The 21,097-nt window shown below is 43.0% G+C and carries 23 protein-coding genes; 22 read left to right on the forward strand and 1 reads right to left on the reverse strand.

The window, feature by feature from the left end:
• Positions 1-82: 82 nt before the first annotated feature.
• The 11 genes from LKD48_RS05915 to LKD48_RS05965 all read left to right on the forward strand — a co-directional run bounded on the left by LKD48_RS05915 (position 83) and on the right by LKD48_RS05965 (position 9,277).
• Complete coding sequence (locus LKD48_RS05915) at positions 83-520, forward strand: ATP synthase subunit C (protein ID WP_118612604.1); 438 nt, start codon at positions 83-85, stop codon at positions 518-520.
• A 36-nt stretch (positions 521-556) separates the two neighbouring features.
• Positions 557-865 (forward strand): V-type ATP synthase subunit F, encoded by a 309-nt coding sequence (locus tag LKD48_RS05920; RefSeq protein WP_066557684.1) that lies wholly within the window; start codon positions 557-559, stop codon positions 863-865.
• A gap of 44 nt (positions 866-909) precedes the next feature.
• Positions 910-1,500, forward strand: a complete 591-nt coding sequence (locus LKD48_RS05925) for a V-type ATP synthase subunit E (protein ID WP_118612603.1) — start codon at positions 910-912, stop codon at positions 1,498-1,500.
• Positions 1,490-3,262, forward strand: a complete 1,773-nt coding sequence (locus tag LKD48_RS05930) for a V-type ATP synthase subunit A (protein WP_118612602.1) — start codon at positions 1,490-1,492, stop codon at positions 3,260-3,262. Before LKD48_RS05925 ends, LKD48_RS05930 begins: the two co-directional genes overlap by 11 nt.
• A 12-nt stretch (positions 3,263-3,274) precedes the next feature.
• Complete coding sequence (locus LKD48_RS05935; protein WP_066557674.1) at positions 3,275-4,684, forward strand: V-type ATP synthase subunit B; 1,410 nt, start codon at positions 3,275-3,277, stop codon at positions 4,682-4,684.
• A 20-nt stretch (positions 4,685-4,704) separates the two neighbouring features.
• Positions 4,705-5,325: a V-type ATP synthase subunit D gene (locus LKD48_RS05940; protein WP_066557673.1), complete on the forward strand. Its 621-nt coding sequence runs from the start codon at positions 4,705-4,707 to the stop codon at positions 5,323-5,325.
• A gap of 190 nt (positions 5,326-5,515) precedes the next feature.
• The gene (locus LKD48_RS05945; RefSeq protein WP_308731508.1) at positions 5,516-6,520 is read left to right on the forward strand and encodes an amino acid ABC transporter substrate-binding protein; all 1,005 of its coding nucleotides are present in this window, start codon (positions 5,516-5,518) and stop codon (positions 6,518-6,520) included.
• A 25-nt stretch (positions 6,521-6,545) separates the two neighbouring features.
• Complete coding sequence (locus LKD48_RS05950; protein WP_308731509.1) at positions 6,546-7,196, forward strand: amino acid ABC transporter permease; 651 nt, start codon at positions 6,546-6,548, stop codon at positions 7,194-7,196.
• An 8-nt stretch (positions 7,197-7,204) separates the two neighbouring features.
• Complete coding sequence (locus LKD48_RS05955; protein ID WP_227101938.1) at positions 7,205-8,005, forward strand: amino acid ABC transporter ATP-binding protein; 801 nt, start codon at positions 7,205-7,207, stop codon at positions 8,003-8,005.
• A 186-nt stretch (positions 8,006-8,191) separates the two neighbouring features.
• A complete protein-coding gene (locus LKD48_RS05960; RefSeq protein WP_118612593.1) occupies positions 8,192-8,728 on the forward strand; it encodes a septum formation initiator family protein in 537 nt (178 codons plus the stop codon).
• A gap of 81 nt (positions 8,729-8,809) precedes the next feature.
• On the forward strand, positions 8,810-9,277 hold the full coding sequence (locus LKD48_RS05965; RefSeq protein WP_262536236.1) for a protease complex subunit PrcB family protein: 468 nt from the start codon (positions 8,810-8,812) through the stop codon (positions 9,275-9,277).
• A 53-nt stretch (positions 9,278-9,330) separates the two neighbouring features.
• On the opposite strand, the gene LKD48_RS05970 is transcribed toward LKD48_RS05965, so the two are convergent.
• Positions 9,331-9,762 carry a hypothetical protein gene (locus tag LKD48_RS05970; RefSeq protein ID WP_262536237.1) on the reverse strand — a complete coding sequence of 144 codons (432 nt, stop codon included), beginning with the start codon at positions 9,760-9,762 and terminating at the stop codon, positions 9,331-9,333.
• A gap of 191 nt (positions 9,763-9,953) precedes the next feature.
• On the opposite strand from LKD48_RS05970, the gene fba reads away from it, so the two are divergent.
• The 11 genes from fba (at position 9,954) to rpsR (ending at position 21,094) form a co-directional block, all read left to right on the forward strand.
• Positions 9,954-10,817 (forward strand): class II fructose-1,6-bisphosphate aldolase, encoded by an 864-nt coding sequence (gene fba, locus LKD48_RS05975; protein ID WP_066561515.1) that lies wholly within the window; start codon positions 9,954-9,956, stop codon positions 10,815-10,817.
• Positions 10,818-11,138: 321 nt separating this feature from the next.
• Positions 11,139-13,244: a glutamine synthetase III family protein gene (locus LKD48_RS05980; protein WP_227101940.1), complete on the forward strand. Its 2,106-nt coding sequence runs from the start codon at positions 11,139-11,141 to the stop codon at positions 13,242-13,244.
• A 162-nt stretch (positions 13,245-13,406) separates the two neighbouring features.
• Positions 13,407-14,366, forward strand: coding sequence for a hypothetical protein (locus LKD48_RS05985; RefSeq protein ID WP_308731510.1), 960 nt, complete (start codon positions 13,407-13,409; stop codon positions 14,364-14,366).
• A 32-nt stretch (positions 14,367-14,398) separates the two neighbouring features.
• Complete coding sequence (locus LKD48_RS05990) at positions 14,399-14,782, forward strand: BlaI/MecI/CopY family transcriptional regulator (protein WP_118612588.1); 384 nt, start codon at positions 14,399-14,401, stop codon at positions 14,780-14,782.
• A 65-nt stretch (positions 14,783-14,847) separates the two neighbouring features.
• A complete protein-coding gene (locus LKD48_RS05995; protein WP_308731511.1) occupies positions 14,848-17,718 on the forward strand; it encodes a glycoside hydrolase family 3 C-terminal domain-containing protein in 2,871 nt (956 codons plus the stop codon).
• A 31-nt stretch (positions 17,719-17,749) separates the two neighbouring features.
• The gene (locus LKD48_RS06000; protein WP_308731512.1) at positions 17,750-18,682 is read left to right on the forward strand and encodes a S1 RNA-binding domain-containing protein; all 933 of its coding nucleotides are present in this window, start codon (positions 17,750-17,752) and stop codon (positions 18,680-18,682) included.
• Between the two features lie 27 nt (positions 18,683-18,709).
• Positions 18,710-19,435: an NAD-dependent protein deacylase gene (locus LKD48_RS06005; protein WP_308731513.1), complete on the forward strand. Its 726-nt coding sequence runs from the start codon at positions 18,710-18,712 to the stop codon at positions 19,433-19,435.
• Between the two features lie 25 nt (positions 19,436-19,460).
• Positions 19,461-19,649 (forward strand): DUF951 domain-containing protein, encoded by a 189-nt coding sequence (locus LKD48_RS06010; RefSeq protein ID WP_118612584.1) that lies wholly within the window; start codon positions 19,461-19,463, stop codon positions 19,647-19,649.
• A gap of 289 nt (positions 19,650-19,938) precedes the next feature.
• Positions 19,939-20,226 carry a 30S ribosomal protein S6 gene (gene rpsF / locus LKD48_RS06015; RefSeq protein ID WP_118612583.1) on the forward strand — a complete coding sequence of 96 codons (288 nt, stop codon included), beginning with the start codon at positions 19,939-19,941 and terminating at the stop codon, positions 20,224-20,226.
• A 55-nt stretch (positions 20,227-20,281) separates the two neighbouring features.
• Entirely contained in the window at positions 20,282-20,746 is a 465-nt protein-coding gene (locus LKD48_RS06020) for a single-stranded DNA-binding protein (RefSeq protein WP_066561530.1), read from the forward strand.
• A gap of 84 nt (positions 20,747-20,830) precedes the next feature.
• Positions 20,831-21,094 (forward strand): 30S ribosomal protein S18, encoded by a 264-nt coding sequence (gene rpsR / locus LKD48_RS06025; RefSeq protein ID WP_066561531.1) that lies wholly within the window; start codon positions 20,831-20,833, stop codon positions 21,092-21,094.
• Positions 21,095-21,097: the final 3 nt, after the last annotated feature.

Below are 21,097 nucleotides of genomic sequence, written 5' to 3' on the forward strand. Positions count from 1 at the left end.
AAAGACTGCAAAGGCAGTCATGGATATAAGACATTTTTGAAAAAAACACAATACAAAGCAAAGATAAGAGGAGGATTTTATTATGTTAGTTAAGATTACATTGTTTGCAGCACTTTTATTAAGCATCGTCGTTCCATTTGCATATTTCTTAAGCGGAACAAAGAATAAGGCACGTTATAAGCTCACAATTGGCACAAATGCAGCAGCATTCTTCGGTATCATGTTAGTAGCATGCGGCTTTATGTTCAGTGGAAACGCACAGGCAGCAGAGGCAGCAGCAGAGACAGCACAGGCAGCAGGCGGTCTTTCCACTGGTATGGGTTATCTGGCAGCCGCTCTTGTAACTGGTCTTTCCTGTATCGGTGGTGGTATCGCCGTAGCAAGTGCAGCAAGCGCAGCATTAGGTGCAATCAGTGAAGATTCTTCTATTCTTGGTAAGTCCCTGATCTTCGTAGGTCTGGCAGAGGGTGTCTGCCTGTATGGTTTGATCATTTCCTTCATGATTCTTGGTCAGCTGTAAAGAAGTAGAAACAACGTCAGGAAAGGCATATTCAATATGAAAATATATTTGGTCAGTGACAATGTAGATACCCTTGTGGGCATGCGTCTGGCCGGAATTGAAGGCTGCGTCGTTCACGAACAGGGTGAATTAAAGAAAGCAATAGACCATGCGCTGGAAGATAAGGAGATCGGAATCCTGCTGCTGACGGAAAAGTTCGGAAGAGAGTATCCAGAATTGATCAATAAAGTGAAGCTGGATCACAAGCTGCCTCTGATCATTGAGGTTCCTGATCGTCATGGAACAGGCCGCAAGCCAGATTTCATTACTTCCTACGTAAACGAAGCAATAGGATTAAAGTTATAATCCATAGTATGATGTAATGTGAAAAAGAATGGAAGGTGATTTAATTGACACTGGAAGAAAAATTAAACCATTTTATGGAAATATCTGTTCAGGATGCCACAATGGAAATGGATGCCTCGCTTAAGGAATATCAGGCTGCGCTTGATGCGCAGTTTGAGGAGCGAAAAGCTATGATTCTTTCTCAGGAAGAGAAAGATCTTGCGGTTGAAGTGGAAGCTGTAAAGAGACAGGGAAATCAGAAACTGGCACATGAGCATCTGGTTAATAAACGTGCGTTAAGCCAGAAGGAAACCGAATTTAAAGATAAGCTGTTTCAAGAGGTTGCTGCTCTTGTAGAAGCTTATAAAAAGACACCTGAGTATGTTCAGGTGATCAAAAAACAGATTATAGATGCAAAATCATTTGCAAAAAATGATGACATTATTATTTATCTGGATCCAGCTGATGCATCTAAAAAGCATGACCTTGAAGAGGAAACAAAGTGCACCTTGACGATGAGCGAGTATTCCTTTGGCGGCGGCATGAGAGCTGTCATTCCAGCAAGAAGCATACTCATAGACAATTCAATGGATTCAAGAATTGCTGAGGTTAGAAATGAGTTCCAGTTTGACGGAGGTGAATACGATGGCCGCTGATGTAAAAGGAATCATCTACGGTATTAACGGACCAGTTATCTATATTAAAGGAAAGACTGCTTTTCGTATGGGTGAAATGGTTTATGTTGGACCGCAGAAACTGGTAGGAGAGGTCATTCGTCTTGACAGTTCAAGAACGACCATTCAGGTTTACGAGGAGACAACAGGATTAAAGCCAGGCGATGAGGTATATTCAACAGGTGCAGCAATTTCTGTAACACTGGCACCTGGTATCCTTCATAACATCTTTGATGGTATAGAGAGACCGCTGAGCGAGATCGCAAAGGCCGGTGGTATGTATATCACAAGAGGTTTAAGTGTAGACGCACTTGACCGCAACAAAAAGTGGCAGGCACATATTACAGTAAAGCCAGGACAGCATGTATTTGGCGGAACAGTAATCGCTGAGGTTCAAGAAACACCAATGATTGTACACAAGTGTATGCTTCCGCCTGACACTGAGGGTACAGTAGAGAGCGTTGCAAATGATGGTGAATACACCATTGATGAGACTATTGTAACGATCATTCAGAATGATGGAACAAAGAAAGAACTGTCTATGACTCAGAAGTGGCCAATTCGTGTGCCAAGACCAACTAATAAGCGCTATGCAGCATCAGAGCCGCTTATTACAGGACAGCGTATTCTTGATACATTGTTCCCAATCGCAAAGGGTGGTACCGCAGCTATTCCTGGTGGATTTGGAACAGGAAAGACGATGACTCAGCATCAGGTTGCAAAGTGGTCTGATGCCGATATTATTGTTTATATTGGATGTGGTGAGCGTGGAAACGAGATGACTCAGGTTCTGGAGGAGTTTTCAGAGCTTATTGACCCAAAGAGCGGCAATCCACTTATGGATCGAACTGTTTTGATTGCAAATACATCCAACATGCCGGTTGCAGCGCGTGAGGCAAGTATCTACACTGGACTGACACTGGCTGAGTATTACAGAGATATGGGTTACCATGTAGCCATCATGGCAGACTCTACATCACGTTGGGCAGAGGCTCTTAGAGAGTTGTCAGGACGTTTGGAGGAGATGCCGGCCGAGGAAGGTTTCCCAGCTTACTTAGCATCAAAGCTATCTGCATTCTATGAGCGTGCCGGCATGATGCACAATTTAAATGGAAGTGTCGGAAGTGTTACTATTATCGGCGCTGTTTCCCCGCAGGGAAGCGATTTCTCAGAGCCTGTTACACAGAACACAAAGCGTTTTGTGCGCTGCTTCTGGGGACTGGACAAATCTCTTGCTTATGCAAGACATTTCCCGGCTATCCATTGGCTGACCTCATACAGTGAGTATGTACAGGATCTGGCACCATGGTATAATGCAAAGGCTGGAAAGGATTTCATTGCAAACAGAAATCGCCTGATGGCAATCTTAAATCAGGAAAGTGCATTGATGGAAATCGTAAAGCTGATCGGTTCTGATGTACTTCCTGATGATCAGAAGCTGACGCTGGAGATCGCAAGAGTTGTTCGTCTGGGATATCTGCAGCAGAATGCATTCCACAAGGATGATACATGCGTGCCGATTGAAAAGCAGGCAGCGCAGATGCGTGTCATTCTCTACTTATACGACCGTGCTAGATCACTAGTAACGATGGGTCATCCGATGAGCGTCTTAAAGCAGAGCAACATCTTTGACCGTGTCATCAATATCAAGTATGATGTGCCGAATGATCGTCTTGATATGTTTGATCAGTATATGAAAGATATTGATACATTCTACGATGAAGTCATCGAGAAAAATGCGTAAGGAGGAGCCGTTATGGCTATTGAATATTTAGGTTTAAGTCAGATCAACGGTTCTCTGATTGCCATTGAGGGCATGAAGGATGCCGCATATGATGAAGTTGTTGAAATTGTAGTAGATGGAAAGCAAAAAAAGCTTGGCCGTATCGTTGCCTGCTATGAGGATAAGGCGATGATTCAGGTATTTGAGGGTTCTGAGAACATGTCTTTGACTAACACTCATACCCGCCTGACCGGTCATCCAATGGAGTTAGCGCTTTCACCAGATATTTTGGGACGTACTTTTGATGGTATCGGCCGTCCAATTGATGGACTGGGTCCTGTCAACGCCGAAATTAAGCGTGATGTAAACGGACTGCCGTTAAACCCAGTAACGAGAGAGTATCCGCGTAACTATATTCGTACAGGTATCTCTGCAATCGATGGACTGACCACGCTGATTCGTGGACAGAAGCTGCCGATCTTCTCTGGAAATGGTATGCCGCATGATAAGCTGGCAGCACAGATTGTAAAGCAGGCATCACTTGGTGATAATTCTGATGAAAAGTTTGCTATCGTATTTGCTGCTATGGGTGTTAAGTATGATGTTGCTGAGTTCTTCCGCAAAACATTTGAGGAGAGCGGCGTAAGTGAACATGTTACTATGTTTGTAAACTTAGCAAATGATCCTGTTGTAGAGCGTCTGATCACACCTCGTATGGCGCTGACAGCAGCAGAGTATCTGGCTTTTGAGCAGCATATGCATATCCTTGTTATTTTAACAGATATGACTTCCTTTGCAGAGGCTCTTCGTGAGGTTTCCTCTTCAAAGGGCGAGATTCCTTCTCGTAAAGGTTATCCGGGTTATCTGTATTCTGAGCTTGCTACTATCTATGAGCGTGCTGGTATTGTGCGCGGAATCAATGGTTCAGTTACACAGATTCCGATTCTGACTATGCCAAACGATGATATTACCCACCCAATCCCAGACTTGACAGGTTATATCACAGAGGGTCAGATTGTTCTTGACAGAAGCCTTTTTGGAAACAATATTTACCCGCCGATCAGCGTATTGCCGTCTCTGTCACGTTTGATGAAGGATGGTATCGGTGAGGGCTATACAAGAGCAGATCACCAGTCTGTTGCAAACCAGCTGTTCTCCTGTTATGCAAAGGTAGGAGATGCCAGAAATTTAGCAAGTGTTATCGGTGAGGATGAGCTTTCTGATCTTGACAAGAAGTATCTGGAATTTGGTAAGGCATTTGAGGGTCATTTTGTAGGACAGGGTGATCAGGAAAACAGAAGCATCATTGATACGCTTGAAATTGGCTGGGATCTGCTTCGTATGCTGCCGAGAGAAGAACTCGACCGTATTGACACTAAGATTCTCGATGTTTATTACGATAAAAAGGATGCAGATACAGACAGTGACAAAAAGCAGGCATAAGCTGTAGAGAGGAAGGCGCTATGAATATTAATATGTTCCCTACAAAGGGAAATCTGATCGCAGCCAAGAACTCGTTAGCGCTTGCCAGACAGGGTTATGACCTGATGGACAAAAAGAGAAACATCCTGGTGCGAGAAATGATGGATCTTGTGGATCAGGCGTCCACCATTCAGACTGAAATTGATACGACTTTCCGTGCAGCATATGAAGCGCTGCAGCAGGCCAATATCGAGATGGGTATTCATATGGTGCAGGACATCGCGAAGACAGTTCCAGTGGAAAATACTGTAAAGATCAAGACGCGAAGCATCATGGGTACTGAAATTCCGCTTGTGGAGTATGATAAAGAGGCTAGCGAAGGAACGCCGAATTATGCGTTCTACAGCACCAGAGTCAGCCTGGATGAGGCGCAAAAGGCATTCAATCGTGTTAAAGAGCTAACCATTAAGCTTTCCACGATAGAGACGTCAGCGATCCGTCTGGCAACAAACATTAAAAAGACGCAGAAGCGTGCAAATGCGTTAAAGAATATCACGATTCCGACCTACGAAGCAATTGTAAAGAACATTACAAATGCGCTTGAAGAGAAGGAGCGTGAGGAGTTCACGAGACTAAAGGTAATTAAAGAGAGAATATCTTAAATTAAAACCCCGGCAGTGTTTGACTGCCGGGGTTTTTTTTCGGGACAGGTACGCTGGCTCTTTTACTGTCCCGGGTGGCTTTTAGGTGATTGACAAAATGAATTCTATATGCTACTATAACACAGTGCTAATACGTTAGCATAATAAAGCAGCTGCAGCGTTCTGCGGCCAAGAAAAGGAGATTATTATTATGAGAAAAATCGTGGCAGCAGCACTTGCTGTAGGAATGGCAGCAATGACAGTAACAGGATGTTCTAGTTCAAAGAGTGAGTCAAAGGAGACGACAAAGGCAACTGCTGAGGTATCAAAGGAAACTCAAAAAGAAACAGAAAAAGCAACAGAAAAAGAGACAGAGAAGGATACTGAGGCTGTATCTACAGAAGAAAAGACTAAGGAAGTATCTTCTAAGGCAGATGAAGCAGATACAGAAAAGGCAAAATCAGATGAGGCAGAGAGCGAATCCACCTCTGATCAGAAGACCTTTACAGTAGGATTTGATGCAGAGTTTCCGCCGTATGGATATCGCGATGAGAGCGGAGAGTATGTTGGTTTTGATCTTGATTTAGCGGAAGAGGTTTGTGACAGACAGGGCTGGGAGTTAGTAAAGCAGCCAATTGACTGGGATTCTAAGGATATGGAGCTGTCCACTGGTGCAATTGATTGTATCTGGAATGGATTCACAATGAATAGCCGTGAGGATGATTACACATGGTCTGATCCATATATTGATAACAGTCAGGTATTTGTTGTTGCAGCAGATTCAGGAATTGAAAATAAATCAGATTTAGCAGGAAAGGTAGTGGCCGTTCAGAAGGATTCTTCCGCACTGGCAGCACTTAATGACGAAGAAAATAAGGACAATATTGCGCTGAAAGATTCATTCTCACAGCTTATTGAGTATGCTGATTATAATACAGCATTTATGGATCTTGAGCAGGGAGCAGTTGAGGCTGTTGCTATTGATATCGGTGTTGCACAGTATCAGATTGATAAAAGAGAAGAGGGCGCTTATGTAATGCTTTCAGGTGATGACAACAAGTTAGCATCTGAGCAGTATGCAGTTGGCTTCAAAAAAGGAAATGAAGAGCTTCGCGATAAAGTTCAGGATACACTTGATGAGATGGTAAAGGATGGAACCTTTGCAGAGATTGCAGAAAAGTGGGGACTTACAGACAGTGTTTGCCTCGGAAAATAATACATAAGCTGGAAAGGCAACGACTATGGATATAATGGCAATGACAGCACAGCTTGCGGAAGGCTTTCTTGTGACTGTCCAAATATTTGTGCTTACGCTTTTATTTTCTCTGCCGCTTGGCATGTTGGTGGCATTTGGGCGCATGTCCAGATGCAAAATAATAAAGCTGATTGCAAAGCTTTACATCTCTGTTATGAGAGGAACACCGTTGATGCTGCAGATTATCGTAGTATATTTTGCACCATATTATATGTTTCGTATGAAGATGGGACCTAGCTACCGTTTTCCGGCAGTTATAATCGCATTTGTTATCAATTATGCAGCATATTTTGCAGAAATTTATCGTTCTGGTATAGAATCCATGCCAAATGGACAGTACGAGGCAGCACAGGTGCTTGGTTACAACAAAGCGCAGACTTTCATTCGCATTATTCTGCCGCAGGTAATTAAACTAGTGCTTCCATCCATCACAAATGAGACTATTACACTTGTTAAGGATACATCGCTTGCATTTACGATTTCAATTGCAGAGATGTTCACTGTCGCCAAGCAAATTGGTGCAGCACAGACAAGCGTAATGCCGCTTTTGGCAGCAGGTATTTTCTATTATGTATTTAACCTGATTGTGGCAACAGTGATGGAGTATATCGAAAAACGGCTTTCGTATTATAGGTAGGTAAAAATATGGCAGTTCAAAATAATAAAGCGGAAGGCACAGTCCTTCTGGAGATGAAGCATGTAAAAAAGAGCTTTGACAAAAGTGGTGTTTTAAAAGATATTTCTCTGAAAGTGAGAGAAGGTCAGGTGGTTTCCATTATAGGACCGTCCGGTTCTGGAAAGTCTACATTGCTTCGCTGTGCAACGCTTCTTGAAAAGATGGATGCAGGAGAGCTGATTTATCTTGGCGAAAAGGCAGCGTGGGAGCAGGATGATAAAAAAGGGCAAAAGCGCTGCGTCTATGCGCCAAAGGATAAGCTTAAGCAGATTCGATCTTATTTCGGTCTTGTTTTCCAAAGCTTTAATCTTTTTCCGCATTACTCTGTTATGAAAAACATCATCGATGCGCCTGTATGTGTGAATCATGTGAGTAAAAATGAAGCAAAAGAGCGGGCCAAAAAGCTTCTTGCGCAGCTAGGGCTTTCTGATAAAGAAAATGCCTATCCATGCCAGCTTTCCGGCGGTCAGCAGCAGCGAGTTTCAATAGCACGAGCACTTGCATTGCAGCCAAAGATTCTTTTCTTTGATGAACCAACTTCTGCGCTAGACCCAGAGCTGACAGCAGAGGTGTTAAAGGTCATCCGCCAGTTAGCTCAAAATCATATGACAATGATTATTGTCACACATGAGATGCAGTTTGCAAAAGAAGTTTCCGATCACATCGTCTTTATGGAACAGGGAGTGATCGTGGAAGAAGGAACGCCAGATGAACTGTTTTCATCTGAAAATGCCCGCGTAAGAGAGTTTATCGGGAAGGTTAGTGCTTAATTTTACAGCAAAGCCCGAAGGCGAATGGATTTCGTAATCTTTTCATTGACAAGCTCACGTTTATGGAGTACAATAGTTTATCGTATAAGATGGACTAATTTTGTGATCATGGCGTGGGGCTGCGGCTTGAAATGGCGGTGAAACGACTGTGAGAACGAGAAATATACAGGAAGAGATGAGGACGCCATGGAGCCAAAAGACAATATAATCTGGCCAAGTTTTAAAAGACAATTTAATACAGCAGTGTCCGGCGATAATACCGTGCGCAAGGCAGTTCCTTATCTGGATCGCTACCAGCAGGAACAGCTTGAGCGTCAGCAGGAGCGTCAGAAACGCTGGGAAAAACAGATTCACAAACGTGCAGTACAGAAGGAATTTGAAGAGCGCAGAAGAAGAGCAAATGCACTGACCTTTGCTGAGGCATCAGTAGTCGGTGTTTTGTGTGCTGTGCTTTTATTTGCATGTATTTTTTACGTAGGTCAGCAGGCAAAGTTAAACCAAAGCAATACAAAGCTTGCGTCATTGCAAAAAACATATGCTTCCCTTGTTGAGGACAATAACGCTAAAAGCAGTGAAATTGAAGGGTCAGTTGATTATGAGCGTATTTACGATTACGCAGTCAACGAGCTAGGCATGATGTATCCAGAAAAAGGACAGACTGTTACATATAAGAGAAATCCAGGCAGTTATGTAAAGCAGGGCGAAGAGATTCCGAGCAATTAAGAATGAATAATGCTTTGATTGGCATATTTAAGAAAAACCTCCATAAATATGAGATAGATATCATATTTATGGAGGCTTTTTATGTCTGCTGCTAATTTAAGAATGAACAACAAAAGAAATCAATATCGAAATCAGTATCGAAATATGTATCACTTGATTTGCCGAGTCATTAGTATCTGCCTGTGTGCTCTTTTTTGCCTGTCTTTTGGCTGTACATCAAAAAAGGAAGAACGTCTGCAGGAGATTGATTTTACAGTAGTGGATGATGATGAGATTCCAGAAGAATTAAAGACAATCATTGATCAGAAAAAAACAGGAGAGTTCAAACTGACCTATGCTGATCAGGATGAACTCTACATAGTGGTTGGTTATGGAAAACAGCTGACCGGCGGATACAGTATTCAGTTTCCAGACGTATATCTGACAAAAGAGAATATTGTTGTAACAAGTGTATTGCTTGGTCCGGAAGGAGAAGAACCTGCGAATATCAGTTATCCATACGCGGTCATTAAAATCGAATATAGGCCAGAGCCAGTACTGTTCCAGTAAATTATAAAAACGGTGCTTATGACTTATACCGATTTGAAAAATTTACTGAAGCATTACTTTTCTGTTTCATAGTCTTTCATCAAATCCGTCAGGTAATTTTTGATCTCAATGAATTTAGGAATATAAATAAAGAAGTAACCGACACTCATTCCTGACAGGAAAATACAGAGCCAATAGGTCCAGTGGGAAATCTGAGTCAAAAGAATACATAAAAGACCTACGACCCACACGATGATCATACCCTGTTTTAAAGAAAGGTATGGACGGCGGTTTGTCACTTTCTTTTTTAAATACATCATGTAGACTGCACCAAGCGCTATGCCGGCAGCCGCAAGTAAAATGGTGATCCATGGGGAAAGCAGTTCTGGACGCTTAATCATCTTTACAAGTAATAGGATGATATAGAAGCCTGTGCCAAAGCCGTAGATAAGCCACGGAAAAATGTTGTTGCGAAAAGGAGAATCCTTTTTCATGCTGAATTTCATATCATTGCCTTTCTGCGAATATTATTTTTAATTAAAATGATACCGTGCCTATGTATAAAAGTCAATAAGTGCTGCAAACAGGAAATCATTAAATTTTTGTAACTATCCAGTTGAAATCTATCGGCGAAGATGCTATACTTACAGAAGATTGTGAAAAAATAATCACACAAGCAATTAAAGGAGGTACTTCAATGTTAGTAACAGCTGAAGAGATGCTTAAGAAAGCAAAGGCCGGCAAGTATGCAGTAGGCCAGTTCAATATCAATAACCTGGAGTGGACCAAGGCAATCCTTGCAACCGCACAGGAACTGCAGAGCCCGGTTATCCTTGGTGTTTCCGAGGGTGCTGGTAAGTATATGACCGGTTTCGGTACAGTAGCAGCTATGGTAAAGGCTATGATTGAGGAAATGAACATCACTGTTCCGGTTGCTCTGCATCTGGATCATGGAACCTATGAAGGATGCTATAAGTGCATCAAGGCTGGTTTCTCCTCCATCATGTTTGATGGTTCTCATCTGCCGATCGAAGAGAATATCGAGAAGACCAAGGAGCTTGTTGCTGTATGCAAGGGCATGGGAATGTCTCTTGAGGCAGAAGTTGGTTCTATCGGCGGCGAGGAAGATGGCGTTGTAGGTATGGGCGAGTGTGCAGATCCAGAAGAGTGCAAGAAAATTGCTGATCTTGGTGTAACCATGCTGGCAGCAGGTATCGGAAACATTCACGGTGTATATCCGGCTAACTGGAAGGGATTAAGCTTTGAGACACTGGCAGCAGTAAGCGAGAAGGTTGGCGATATGCCGCTTGTTCTTCACGGTGGTACAGGTATCCCGGCTGACATGATTAAGAAGGCAATCTCTCTGGGCGTTTCCAAGATCAATGTAAACACAGAGTGCCAGTTGTCCTTCGCAGCAGCTACTCGTGAGTATATCGAGGCTGGCAAGGATCAGAAGGGTAAGGGCTTTGACCCAAGAAAGCTGTTAGCACCAGGTGCTGAGGCAATCAAGGCTACCGTTAAGGAAAAGATGGAGCTGTTCGGTTCTGTAGGTAAGGCTTGAAACAAATAAGACAATTATCGTTCAGGTTTAGCGTGAAAAAGAGGAACATTTCACAAAAGTGAAACGATTCTGGAAAAACACTTGCTTTTCTGAATGAAAAGGTGTATTTTATTGTCATCAGTGATTGAAACAGACAATCACGACCTGACTGGAACAAGGGCGTTCTTATCTTAGTTGATAAGGGCGCTCTTTCTTTTACTTTATCATAGTAAAGTGGTCGATAATATATCAGTTCAGTCAGGTGGCTCTGCAGAATAGCTTAACAGAAGAAAAGGCAGCAGACAGAGCGTTATATCAGTATAGAATGAGAGGGTTGAAAACATGAGCGGCAGAATTACAGAGTTATTTAACAACAATGTTTTTACAGATGCTGAGATGAAGGCTCGTCTTCCGAAGAAGGTTTATAATGAAGTGAAGGCGTGCAAGCTGGATAAGGGATCTGCAGACATCGTTGCACAGGCAGTAAGAGACTGGGCAATTGAGAAAGGTGCAACACATTTTACACATGTATTTGAACCACTGACAATGCTTACTGCAGAGAAGCATGACTCCTTCGTTTCGCTTCCAGATGAAGATGGTAAGGTCATGATGGATTTTACCGGAAAAGAATTGTGTGAGTCCGAGCCAGATGGTTCATCCTTCCCGTCAGGTGGTATTCGTGATACCTCTCGCGCAAGATCTTACACTTCATGGGATATGACTTCACCGATTTACGTAAAGGAGGATGCAATTGGAACCATTCTTTGTATCCCGGCAGCATTCTGCTCATACACAGGTGAAGCACTTGATGCAAAGACACCGCTTCTTCGTTCTATGGACGCAGTAAGTGAGCAGGGTGTCAGACTTCTTCGTCTGTTAGGAAACACTACATCTACAAAGGTGACTGCAGGTGTTGGACCTGAGCAGGAGTATTTCATTGTAGACAGAGATAAATATTTACAGAGAGATGACCTTGTATTTACAGGTCGTACACTGTTTGGCGCACCGGCTCCAAAGGGACAGGAGCTCGATGATCAGTATTTTGGTGTAATTCCGGAGCGTGTTGGTTCCTTTATGAAGGAGCTAAACGAAGAGCTGTGGAGATTTGGTATCACTGCAAAGACACAGCATAACGAGGTTGCGCCAGGACAGCATGAGGTTGCTCCGATTTTCTCTGTGACAAACGTTGCAGCAGACAGCAACCTGCTTTTAATGGATACCTTAAAGAAGGTTGCAACACGTCACGGTCTTGTATGTTTGCTTCATGAGAAGCCATTTGCAGGCGTAAATGGTTCTGGTAAGCACAACAACTGGTCTCTTTCCACAGATGATGGTATTAATCTGTTTAAGCCAAGCAAGAAGCCAGAGACTGATACTCGCTTCCAGTTAGTTGTTGGCTGCGTTATGAAGGCAGTGAAAAAGCATGCACTTCTTCTTCGTACCGCTGCTTCTAACCCAGGAAATGATCATCGTTTGGGTGCAAATGAGGCACCGCCAGCAATTATTTCTATCTTCTTAGGTGATCAGATTGGTGGTGTAGTTGATCAGATTATCGAGAAGGGATATGCAGATTCATCTATTCCAGCTGGAATGCTTGATCTTGGTGTAAAGGAGTGCCCGGCTGTTGATAAGGATCCGACCGACCGTAACCGTACATCACCATTTGCATTTACCGGAAACCGTTTCGAGTTTAGAATGGTTGCTTCATCCTGCAACGTTGCAGAGCCAAACATTGTATTAAATGCAATGATGGCAGAAGCATTCTCTGATGCAGCAGATGCAATTGAGGCAAAGCTTAGAGAAGGTAAGCACACAGATGTTGCTGTTCGCGAAGTGACTGCAGAGTTTATCCGTGAGAACAAGGATATCTACTTTAACGGAAACGGATATACTGACGAGTGGGTTGCAGAGGCCGAAAGACGTGGTCTTCCAAATGTAAAGACATGGGTTGACTCCATCAAGTCTGTTACAGAGCCAACGACAGTAGAGATGTATGAGAAGTTCCACATCTTAACAAAGAGAGAGCTTGAGGCTCGTGCAGAAGTCTTCTATGAGACATACAGCAAGACTTTAAATATTGAAGCAGGTACAATGATTGATATGGTAACAAAGAAGATCATTCCGGCTGTTATCAAGTATGAGAACAATCTGGCTGCATCTGTAAATACTATTAAGTCTGCATACGCAGCAGCAAACATCTCCACTCAGGAGGGTATGCTTCATGAGATTGCCGAGCTTCTTGGTGAAACATATAAGGCATTAAAGAAGTTAAGTGATGTTCACGCAAAGGCTGTTGCTATGGAAGGAAAAGAGCAGGCATTCTATTATAAGGATGTTGTAAAGGAAGCAATGGATGAGCTACGTGCACCAGTTGATAAGCTTGAGGTATTAGTAGAGCGCAAGGTATGGCCGATGCCAACATATGGCGATCTTCTGTTTGAAATCTAAAAACAAAAGTGATTGTGAATGTGCTTCTGAATACTTAATAAAATATAAAAGAATGCATAGCTGTCCGAAAATTCTTCGGACAGCTATCTTTTTTACTTGACAATCAATAGTAGATAAAGGTAGAATAAGTATATATGTGTACAGAAAGGCGTGGTTATTTCTATGGGGATAACGAATATTTTATTATTGGTATTAGGATATGTTCTACTGTTATTTAGTACAAAGCTAGTCAATGGAGGCGGAATTTCTATTATGAGAAAAGGACCGACATCCGATGCGCAGGAGCGAATTTTTTCCTGGTTTGCACTTAGCTTGATGCCATTTTTAAGCATAGCAATCTCAGGTGGTGTATTAGGTCTTGGGAACATGGTATTTACAGCAGCGCTGACAGCTGGTGTACTGCAGCTTCTTTTGATCTATGGAATGCTTGGAATCACTGGAACGTACCGTCTCGCAGGCAATGCACTTCGCGATCTTGTGCTTCTTCTTGTTTGCGTTGTGCTTCTGATTGTTTGTACTAACTACACCTGGAGTAAAGGTCATCCAGCAAGCACGATCTCTAGGGGAATGGGTCTTTTTCTTTGTGTTCTTGCAGTAGCGTTTACTGTGTGGATGCTTCCTTATTTTATGGGAAAAAACCGTAAGCTTCAGCGCCGTCCTGATACGGATTTTGTTCCGGCAATTGTGTTTACACTTGTGGGACTTGCACTGGCAGGTCTTGGCGGTGTTCTTTTTATGAATAATACGGCAGCGCTTACCCATGCGCTGAACATAGAGCAGGGTGTGCTTGGTGTTGCTGTGATCGGCGTAGGCCTTGTACTTCCAGAGTATGTGCGTGTAGCAAGAAAGTACTGGATGAACACACAAAAACCAGTATCAATGCATTTGACACTCGCTACTGGAAATCTTGGATTATTGCTTATGATAGGTCTTAGTGCAGTAATTTCACCTATTATTGTTACATTTGCAGGTGCGTACCTGCTGCTTGCATGTGTGGTGGCGATTATCGTATTTGGTATTTTGTTCTACGTAGGCGGTGAAGTTGGAAAAATTAAGGCGATTTTGTTTTTAGCTGGTTTTGCTCTTGTTTTTGTGCTTCTTATGAAGTTTAGCCTGCATTAAGCAATAAATTAGGAGAAAGAGAGGGAGAAGTTATGCTGTTTTCGGATATTACGGATTGTGAAATGCTAGTTTATCGATGTATTCAGGAAGCTGATAATGAAATTGGTCTGGTTGGCATCATGGATGAACTTGAAAAGAAATACCAGAAGGACTGGAAACGTTCAACGGTATGTACATTTATTGCACATTTGATTGAAAAAGGTTATGTAAATGGAAGAAGAGAAGGACGTGTGTTCTACTATTCTTCAGCAATCAATGATAAGAAGTTTTTGGAAGCACAGGTAAAACAATTCATGAATTTCTGGTTTGACGGATCTCTCGAAGAACTGGTGCAGTATGCATGCTTGGCTAAAGGAATTTCAAAGAAGAATGCAGCTGAGGTTGTAGCTGCGATAAAGGAGCTTGAAAAGAAGTAAGAAGATGCTGCAGAGTTCCCTGCGGCATCTTTCTCATTTATTGAGGTGAAAGGATCTGAAGAATTATGGAAAACCAGAATACACCATTGTGGGATGCCTCGCTTGACATCAATGAACGGTTAGACTGGCTGCTTGAGGCACTGAATCTGGATGAAAAATGCAGGATGTTATCGACGCTTACACCAGAAGTGGCGCGTCTTGGAATCCGAAGTACTTATCTGGGTGAAGAAGCTGCTCATGGTGTGGAAGCAAAGCATGATCGAAGCGTAAACTGGGGAGCACCGAAGCCTACAACGACATTTCCACAGCCGTTTGGTATGAGTCAGACTTGGGATACTAAGCTTATGGAAAAAATGGGGGCAGCCGTTGGAGATGAGGCACGAATCCTCTATTATCGAGAGGGTGAACATGGCGGTCTATGTCGTTGGGCACCGATGGCGGAGCCAGAGCGTGATCCCCGTTTCGGAAGGACAGAAGAAGGATTTGGCGAAGATCCCCATTTGGGTGGTCAAATGGCATCTGCTTATATAAAGGGGATGCGTGGTGATAATCCTAACTATATAAAAACAGCAGCTACGCTTAAATATTTTACCGGTTATAATTCAGAAGATCGGCCACTTCGTGTATCAATTGATCCGCGCAGCTTTTATGAATATTATTTGGAGCCGTATCGCAGGTGCATCATAGAAGGCGGTGCGGAAGGCGTTATGACAGCAAGTAATGCAATCAATGGCACACCAGCACTTTTTGGCGATCATTTACAGGAGGTACTTCGTAAAGAGTGGCGTTTTAGCGGTCATATCGTTGGAAATGAATGTTCGCTAGAAGAACTGTGTCAGGATGAGCGTTTTTCTGACAGGGAAAAGACAGCAGCGCTTGCAATAAAGGCAGGCGTGGATTGTTTTGCTGATGAGCCTGAGTTTGTGGAAGCAGCGGTGCGCGGTGCTTACGACAGAAATCTTCTTTCAATGCAGGACATTAATCAGGCGGTGCGCCGCAGCTTTGCGACAAGGATTCGTCTTGGTATGTTTAATAAAAAAGAAGACGATCCATTTGCAAATCCAGATGAATCACTTTTAGGCGGCAGTGATCATGCTGCTTTGTCACGTCAGGCTGGACGAGAGGCAATTGTACTTTTGAAAAATGAAGAACAGATATTGCCTATTTCTCCAAAAGAAAAAGAAAAAATTGCAGTGATAGGACCATTGGCAAATGAATGGTTTAAGGATTGGAATGGAGGTATCCCGCCATATCGTATTTCACCGTATGAAGGAATAAGAGATGCATTTGGTGAAGATTGTGTGACTTACACAGATGGAAAAAAGCGTCTTTGTCTTCGTTGTGGAGAGAGGTTTGTCTGTCTGACGCAAGAAGGACGACTGGCGCTGGGTTCGCGCTCAGAGGCTGAGGAATTTGTTATAACTGACTGGGGACAGGGAAAAATGAATCTGCAGGCGGCATCGACAGGATGCTATCTGACAAGCGTAGATGAGAATGGAAAGTTATTTGCAAACCGCAGTGAAGCGTTTGGGCGTCATGTAAAAGAATGCTTTTGTGTGGAGATGCTGTCAGATGGACGTTTTCGCCTGACAACATGGCGTGGACGTGATGTGTATTGGGACAGCGAGGGTATGCTTCGTGCAGCAACAGATGAGCAGGTTGGCATTGGCTGGCCAGGCGAAAATCGTGCATTATTTGGAATTGAGCAGACTTGGGATGGTACGGCTCGTGCAGTGACTTTAGCATCAGAGGCTGATAAAGTAGTTATTGTACTTGGAACAAATCCAGTGATCAATGGTCAGATAGGACAGGACAGGGAGAAGTATGGACTTCCAAGTGCTCAGATAGCATTGTTTGAAGCTGTGAAAAAGGTGAATGAGCAGGTGATCGTCGTTGTTGTAAGCAACTATCCGCATGATCTGATGCCGTTACAGGAAGCAAAAGCCATTCTCTTTACGCCGTCTGGCTGTCAGGAACTGGGAAGAGCTATTGCAGATGTTATGTCTGGCTCATATAATCCGTCAGGAAGACTGAATATGACATGGTATTCATCATTTGAAGATCTTCCGGCAAAAAATGAATGTGATATTATTCGCACGCGCCAGACTTATCAATATTATAGAGGCAAAAAACAATATCCGTTTGGATATGGATTGTCCTATACCTCGTTTGTATATGATATTTTCGCAGTGGAGCAGGAAAAGGAGCAGCTTAAGGCTGTGCTTCGTGTGCGAAATACTGGAAATTGTGATGGTGCAAAGGTTATCCAAATTTATGCGGCAAAGGAGGAAGCGTCACTTACACGACCAGATAAAAAGCTTGTCGGTTTTGCATTTGTTATGCTCCATGCAAATGAAGCTAAGGAAGTGACAATTAAAATTCCATTTAGAGAGCTGATGATTTATGATGTGATTACAGAAAGCATGATGCTTTCCGATGGCGGATATCGAATCTGGATAGGAGAGGATGCAGATACACAGGCACAGATAATAGAAAGTGATGGCACTAAGCGTCCAGCGCAGGCTATTGTCTGCCTTGAGGGTGATATTCGTATTCGTCGTGATTTTGCCAATATTACAGGAGCCTGGCTTTATGATGAGTGCAGAAATGTGAGAATCTCAAAACGGGAGGGTGTTCAAGTTGTCTGCATCAGCAATAAGGCGCAGGAAGCGATGATGGAGTACACAATGGGTGATAATGACAGCCTTGGCAGCGAGCTTCATTTGAAGCTTTATGCGATAGAAGGCAGTAAGTTAAAAATCACCATAAATGATAAAGATTCACAGATGTTTGCGCTAAACACGCAGGGCATGATTCAGGAGGTTTGCATAAACCTTTCTGAGGAAATGGCAGTCTGGGGATATGTGGATGAAATCATTACATTGAAGCTTTCTATGAAGGGTGTTATGGGCATTAGTTATTTCTGGTTTGAATAATTACCAATTAAATAATAAGGGAGAATAGATCATGGAAGAAAAGAATACAACTATGGGAACAACTGAAACAATGGAGGATTACAAGGAGGCACTTGAGGCATCCTATCGCAGAATCCGTCCAGGTGATATCGTGACAGGAACAGTTATCGATGTAAATGATCAGGATGTGACAATTGATTTTAATTACTATGCACCAGGCAGAATCCCAGTGACTGAGTTAAGTGATGATCCAACATATCATGTACTGGAAAATGTCGCAGTTGGTGATACACTTACTGCAACAGTTGTAAAGACAGATGATGGTGCCGGAAATATGCTTCTTTCATGTAAGGATGCAGCTGAGGAGTTGGCATGGGATAAACTGCAGGAAGCACAGAAAACAAAGAAGGTTTACCATGTAAAGGTGGCAGGTGCTGTAAATGGCGGATGTGTAGCTTATGTAGAAGGCGTGCGCGGATTCATCCCGGCATCAAAGCTTGCATTAGAATATGTAGAGGAGCCGGCAGATTACTTAAATAAGGAGCTTGATGTTCAGGTAATATCAGTGGATGAGGGAGCAAAGAGAGTAGTTCTGTCTGCAAAGGAGCTTCTTTTGGCGAAAGTTATGGAAGAAAAGAACAAGAAGATCAACAAGTATACAGTTGGCACTGTTATGGAAGGAACAGTTGAACAGTTAAAGGATTACGGTGCATTTGTAAATATTGGTGATGGAATTACAGGACTGGTTCATATTTCACAGATCAGTGACAGAAGATTAAAGCATCCAAGTCAGGTATTAAAGGAAGGCGATAAGGTTAAGGTAAAGATTATAAAGATCGAGAACAATAAGATTTCCTTAAGTATCCGTGAGGCAGCTGAGCTTACAAGCCGTGAGGTAGAGGAGGAAGGACCAGCTGAGTACGAGGATAACGGTGCAGCAGCAACAGGTCTTGGCGCATTGCTTAAGGGATTTAAGTTAAATTAAGGTCTGATTTAAGAAAGGTGTGATTTTATGGCAGACGAGATGGAACTTTTAAAAGAATGGATAAAGACAAGCAAAAACATTGTATTTTTCGGAGGGGCAGGCGTGTCAACCGAGAGCAATATCCCGGATTTTAGAAGCACAGACGGTCTGTACAATCAGGAATACGCCTATCCGCCTGAAACAATTCTTAGTCACAGCTTTTACAAAAAAAAGCCAGAGGAGTTTTTTAGGTTTTATCGAAACAAAATGCTGTTTCCAAATGCACAGCCAAATGCAGCGCACAAAGCGCTTGCAAGGCTGGAGCAGCAGGGAAAATTAAAGGCAGTGATCACACAAAACATTGATGGTCTGCATCAAAAGGCAGGAAGCAGGGAAGTGCTAGAGCTTCATGGAAGCGTACTTCGAAATTATTGTGAGCACTGCGGCAGATTCTATAGCCTGGAAGATCTTATGGAAAAGAAAGAGTTAGTGCCAAAGTGTAGCTGCGGAGGAATCATTAAACCGGATGTGGTTTTGTATGAGGAAAGTCTAAATCAGAAGACATTGGAGCAATCTGTGCGCTATATTAGTCAGGCTGACATGCTAATTGTAGGCGGAACATCGCTGACAGTATACCCAGCAGCAGGACTGATTGATTATTACCGGGGAAACAAGCTTGTTTTAATCAATATGGCAGCGACAGTGAGGGATGGCATAGCAGATTTGATTATAAAAAGAAAGATAGGAGAGGCACTTTCAGAGGCAGTAGAGTAAGCTTTTACAGGCCTGTCTTAGGAGTATGAAAATGGATTTTGAGGTTGGAGATAGAATTATCATGAAAAAACCGCACCCATGCGGAAGCAAGGAATGGGAAGTTTTGCGTGTTGGAATAGACTTTCGTATTCGCTGCTGTGGATGCGATCACCAGATCATGGTGCCTAGAAAGCTTGTAGAGAAAAACACGAAAAGTATTAAAAAGGCGGAATGAGAGTCCAAGAAAAGTTCACGGAACGCCCATTCACAAAACCGCACTAACGTGTTTTCGTTGCTTCGAAACTTTGTTTTGTTCATTAACGGGCGTTCACTTCGTTCAGCTGATTCGTCCAATCCTCATGCAAGCATGGGATTTGTACGAACACATCTGAACGAGTGAACTTTTTTATAAAAAAGTGCTTGCATTTTCTTTGCAGATATGGTAAAGTTGAAAACTGTGATGTAATATCATATCCTTGCTCTCCAGTAGGTGGAGGGCCAGAGACCAGAAGGAGGTAGAAAACATGAATAAGTACGAGTTAGCAGTTGTATTAAGTGCAAAGCTTGAGGAAGAAGAGAGAGCTGCAGCAATCGAGAAGGTACAGGGCTACATCACCCGTTACAACGGCGTTGTTACCAACGTTGATGATTGGGGTAAGAAGAGACTGGCTTATGAGATTCAGAAGTCTAAAGAGGCTTACTATTACTTCATCCAGTTTGATGGTGATGCAGAGTGTCCAGGTGAAGTTGAGAGACACATCCGCATTATGGAACCGGTTGTCAGATATCTTTGCGTTAAGCAGGAAGCGTAAGCAGGGCGCTTAGGCATCAGGCTTAAGCATTTTAGAAAGGGCATGGTTATTAACTATGAATAAAGTTATTTTAATGGGAAGACTTACCCGAGACCCAGAAGTTCGTTACTCACAGGGAGAACGCCAGATGGCTATTGCAAGATATACACTGGCTGTAGATCGCAGAGGACGCGCAAATACATCCAATGGTGAGCAGACAGCTGACTTTATTCAGTGTGTAGCATTTGACCGTTCAGCAGAGTTCGCTGAGAAATATTTTCATCAGGGAACAAAGCTAGTGGTTACCGGACGCATTCAGACCGGCAGCTATACCAATAAGGATGGCCAGAAAGTTTATACGACAGATGTGATTGTTGAGGATCAGGAGTTTGCAGAGAGCAAGTCAGCAAGTGCAGGTTCAGACAATGGCGGTTACAGACCGGCAATGTCTCAGTCCAGACCAGAGCCGGCAAGCGCAGTTGCAAGCGGATTTATGAACATCCCAGACGGCGTAGAAGACGAAGGACTTCCATTTAACTAATGATGTCAAAGACAGACGGAGAAAACGTCCATAATCAAAGCGAAAATCGCTTGATAGATTGAAAATCAAAAAGGAGAGAAGAACATGGCTTACAATAAGGCAGAAAAAACTGATTCCTCCATGAAGAGAAGAGCACCTCGCAGAAGAAAGAAGGTTTGCGTATTCTGTGGAGAGAACAACGGCGTTATCGATTACAAGAACGTTGCAATGTTAAAGAAGTATGTTTCCGAGAGAGGAAAGATCCTTCCGAGAAGAATTACCGGAACTTGTGCAAAGCATCAGAGAGCAATGACCGTAGCTATCAAGAGAGCTCGTCATATCGCACTTATGCCATATACAGTAGAGTAATCA

It is taken from the genome of Anthropogastromicrobium aceti (genome assembly GCF_020687335.1).
In the GTDB taxonomy this organism is placed as follows: domain Bacteria; phylum Bacillota; class Clostridia; order Lachnospirales; family Lachnospiraceae; genus Anthropogastromicrobium; species Anthropogastromicrobium aceti.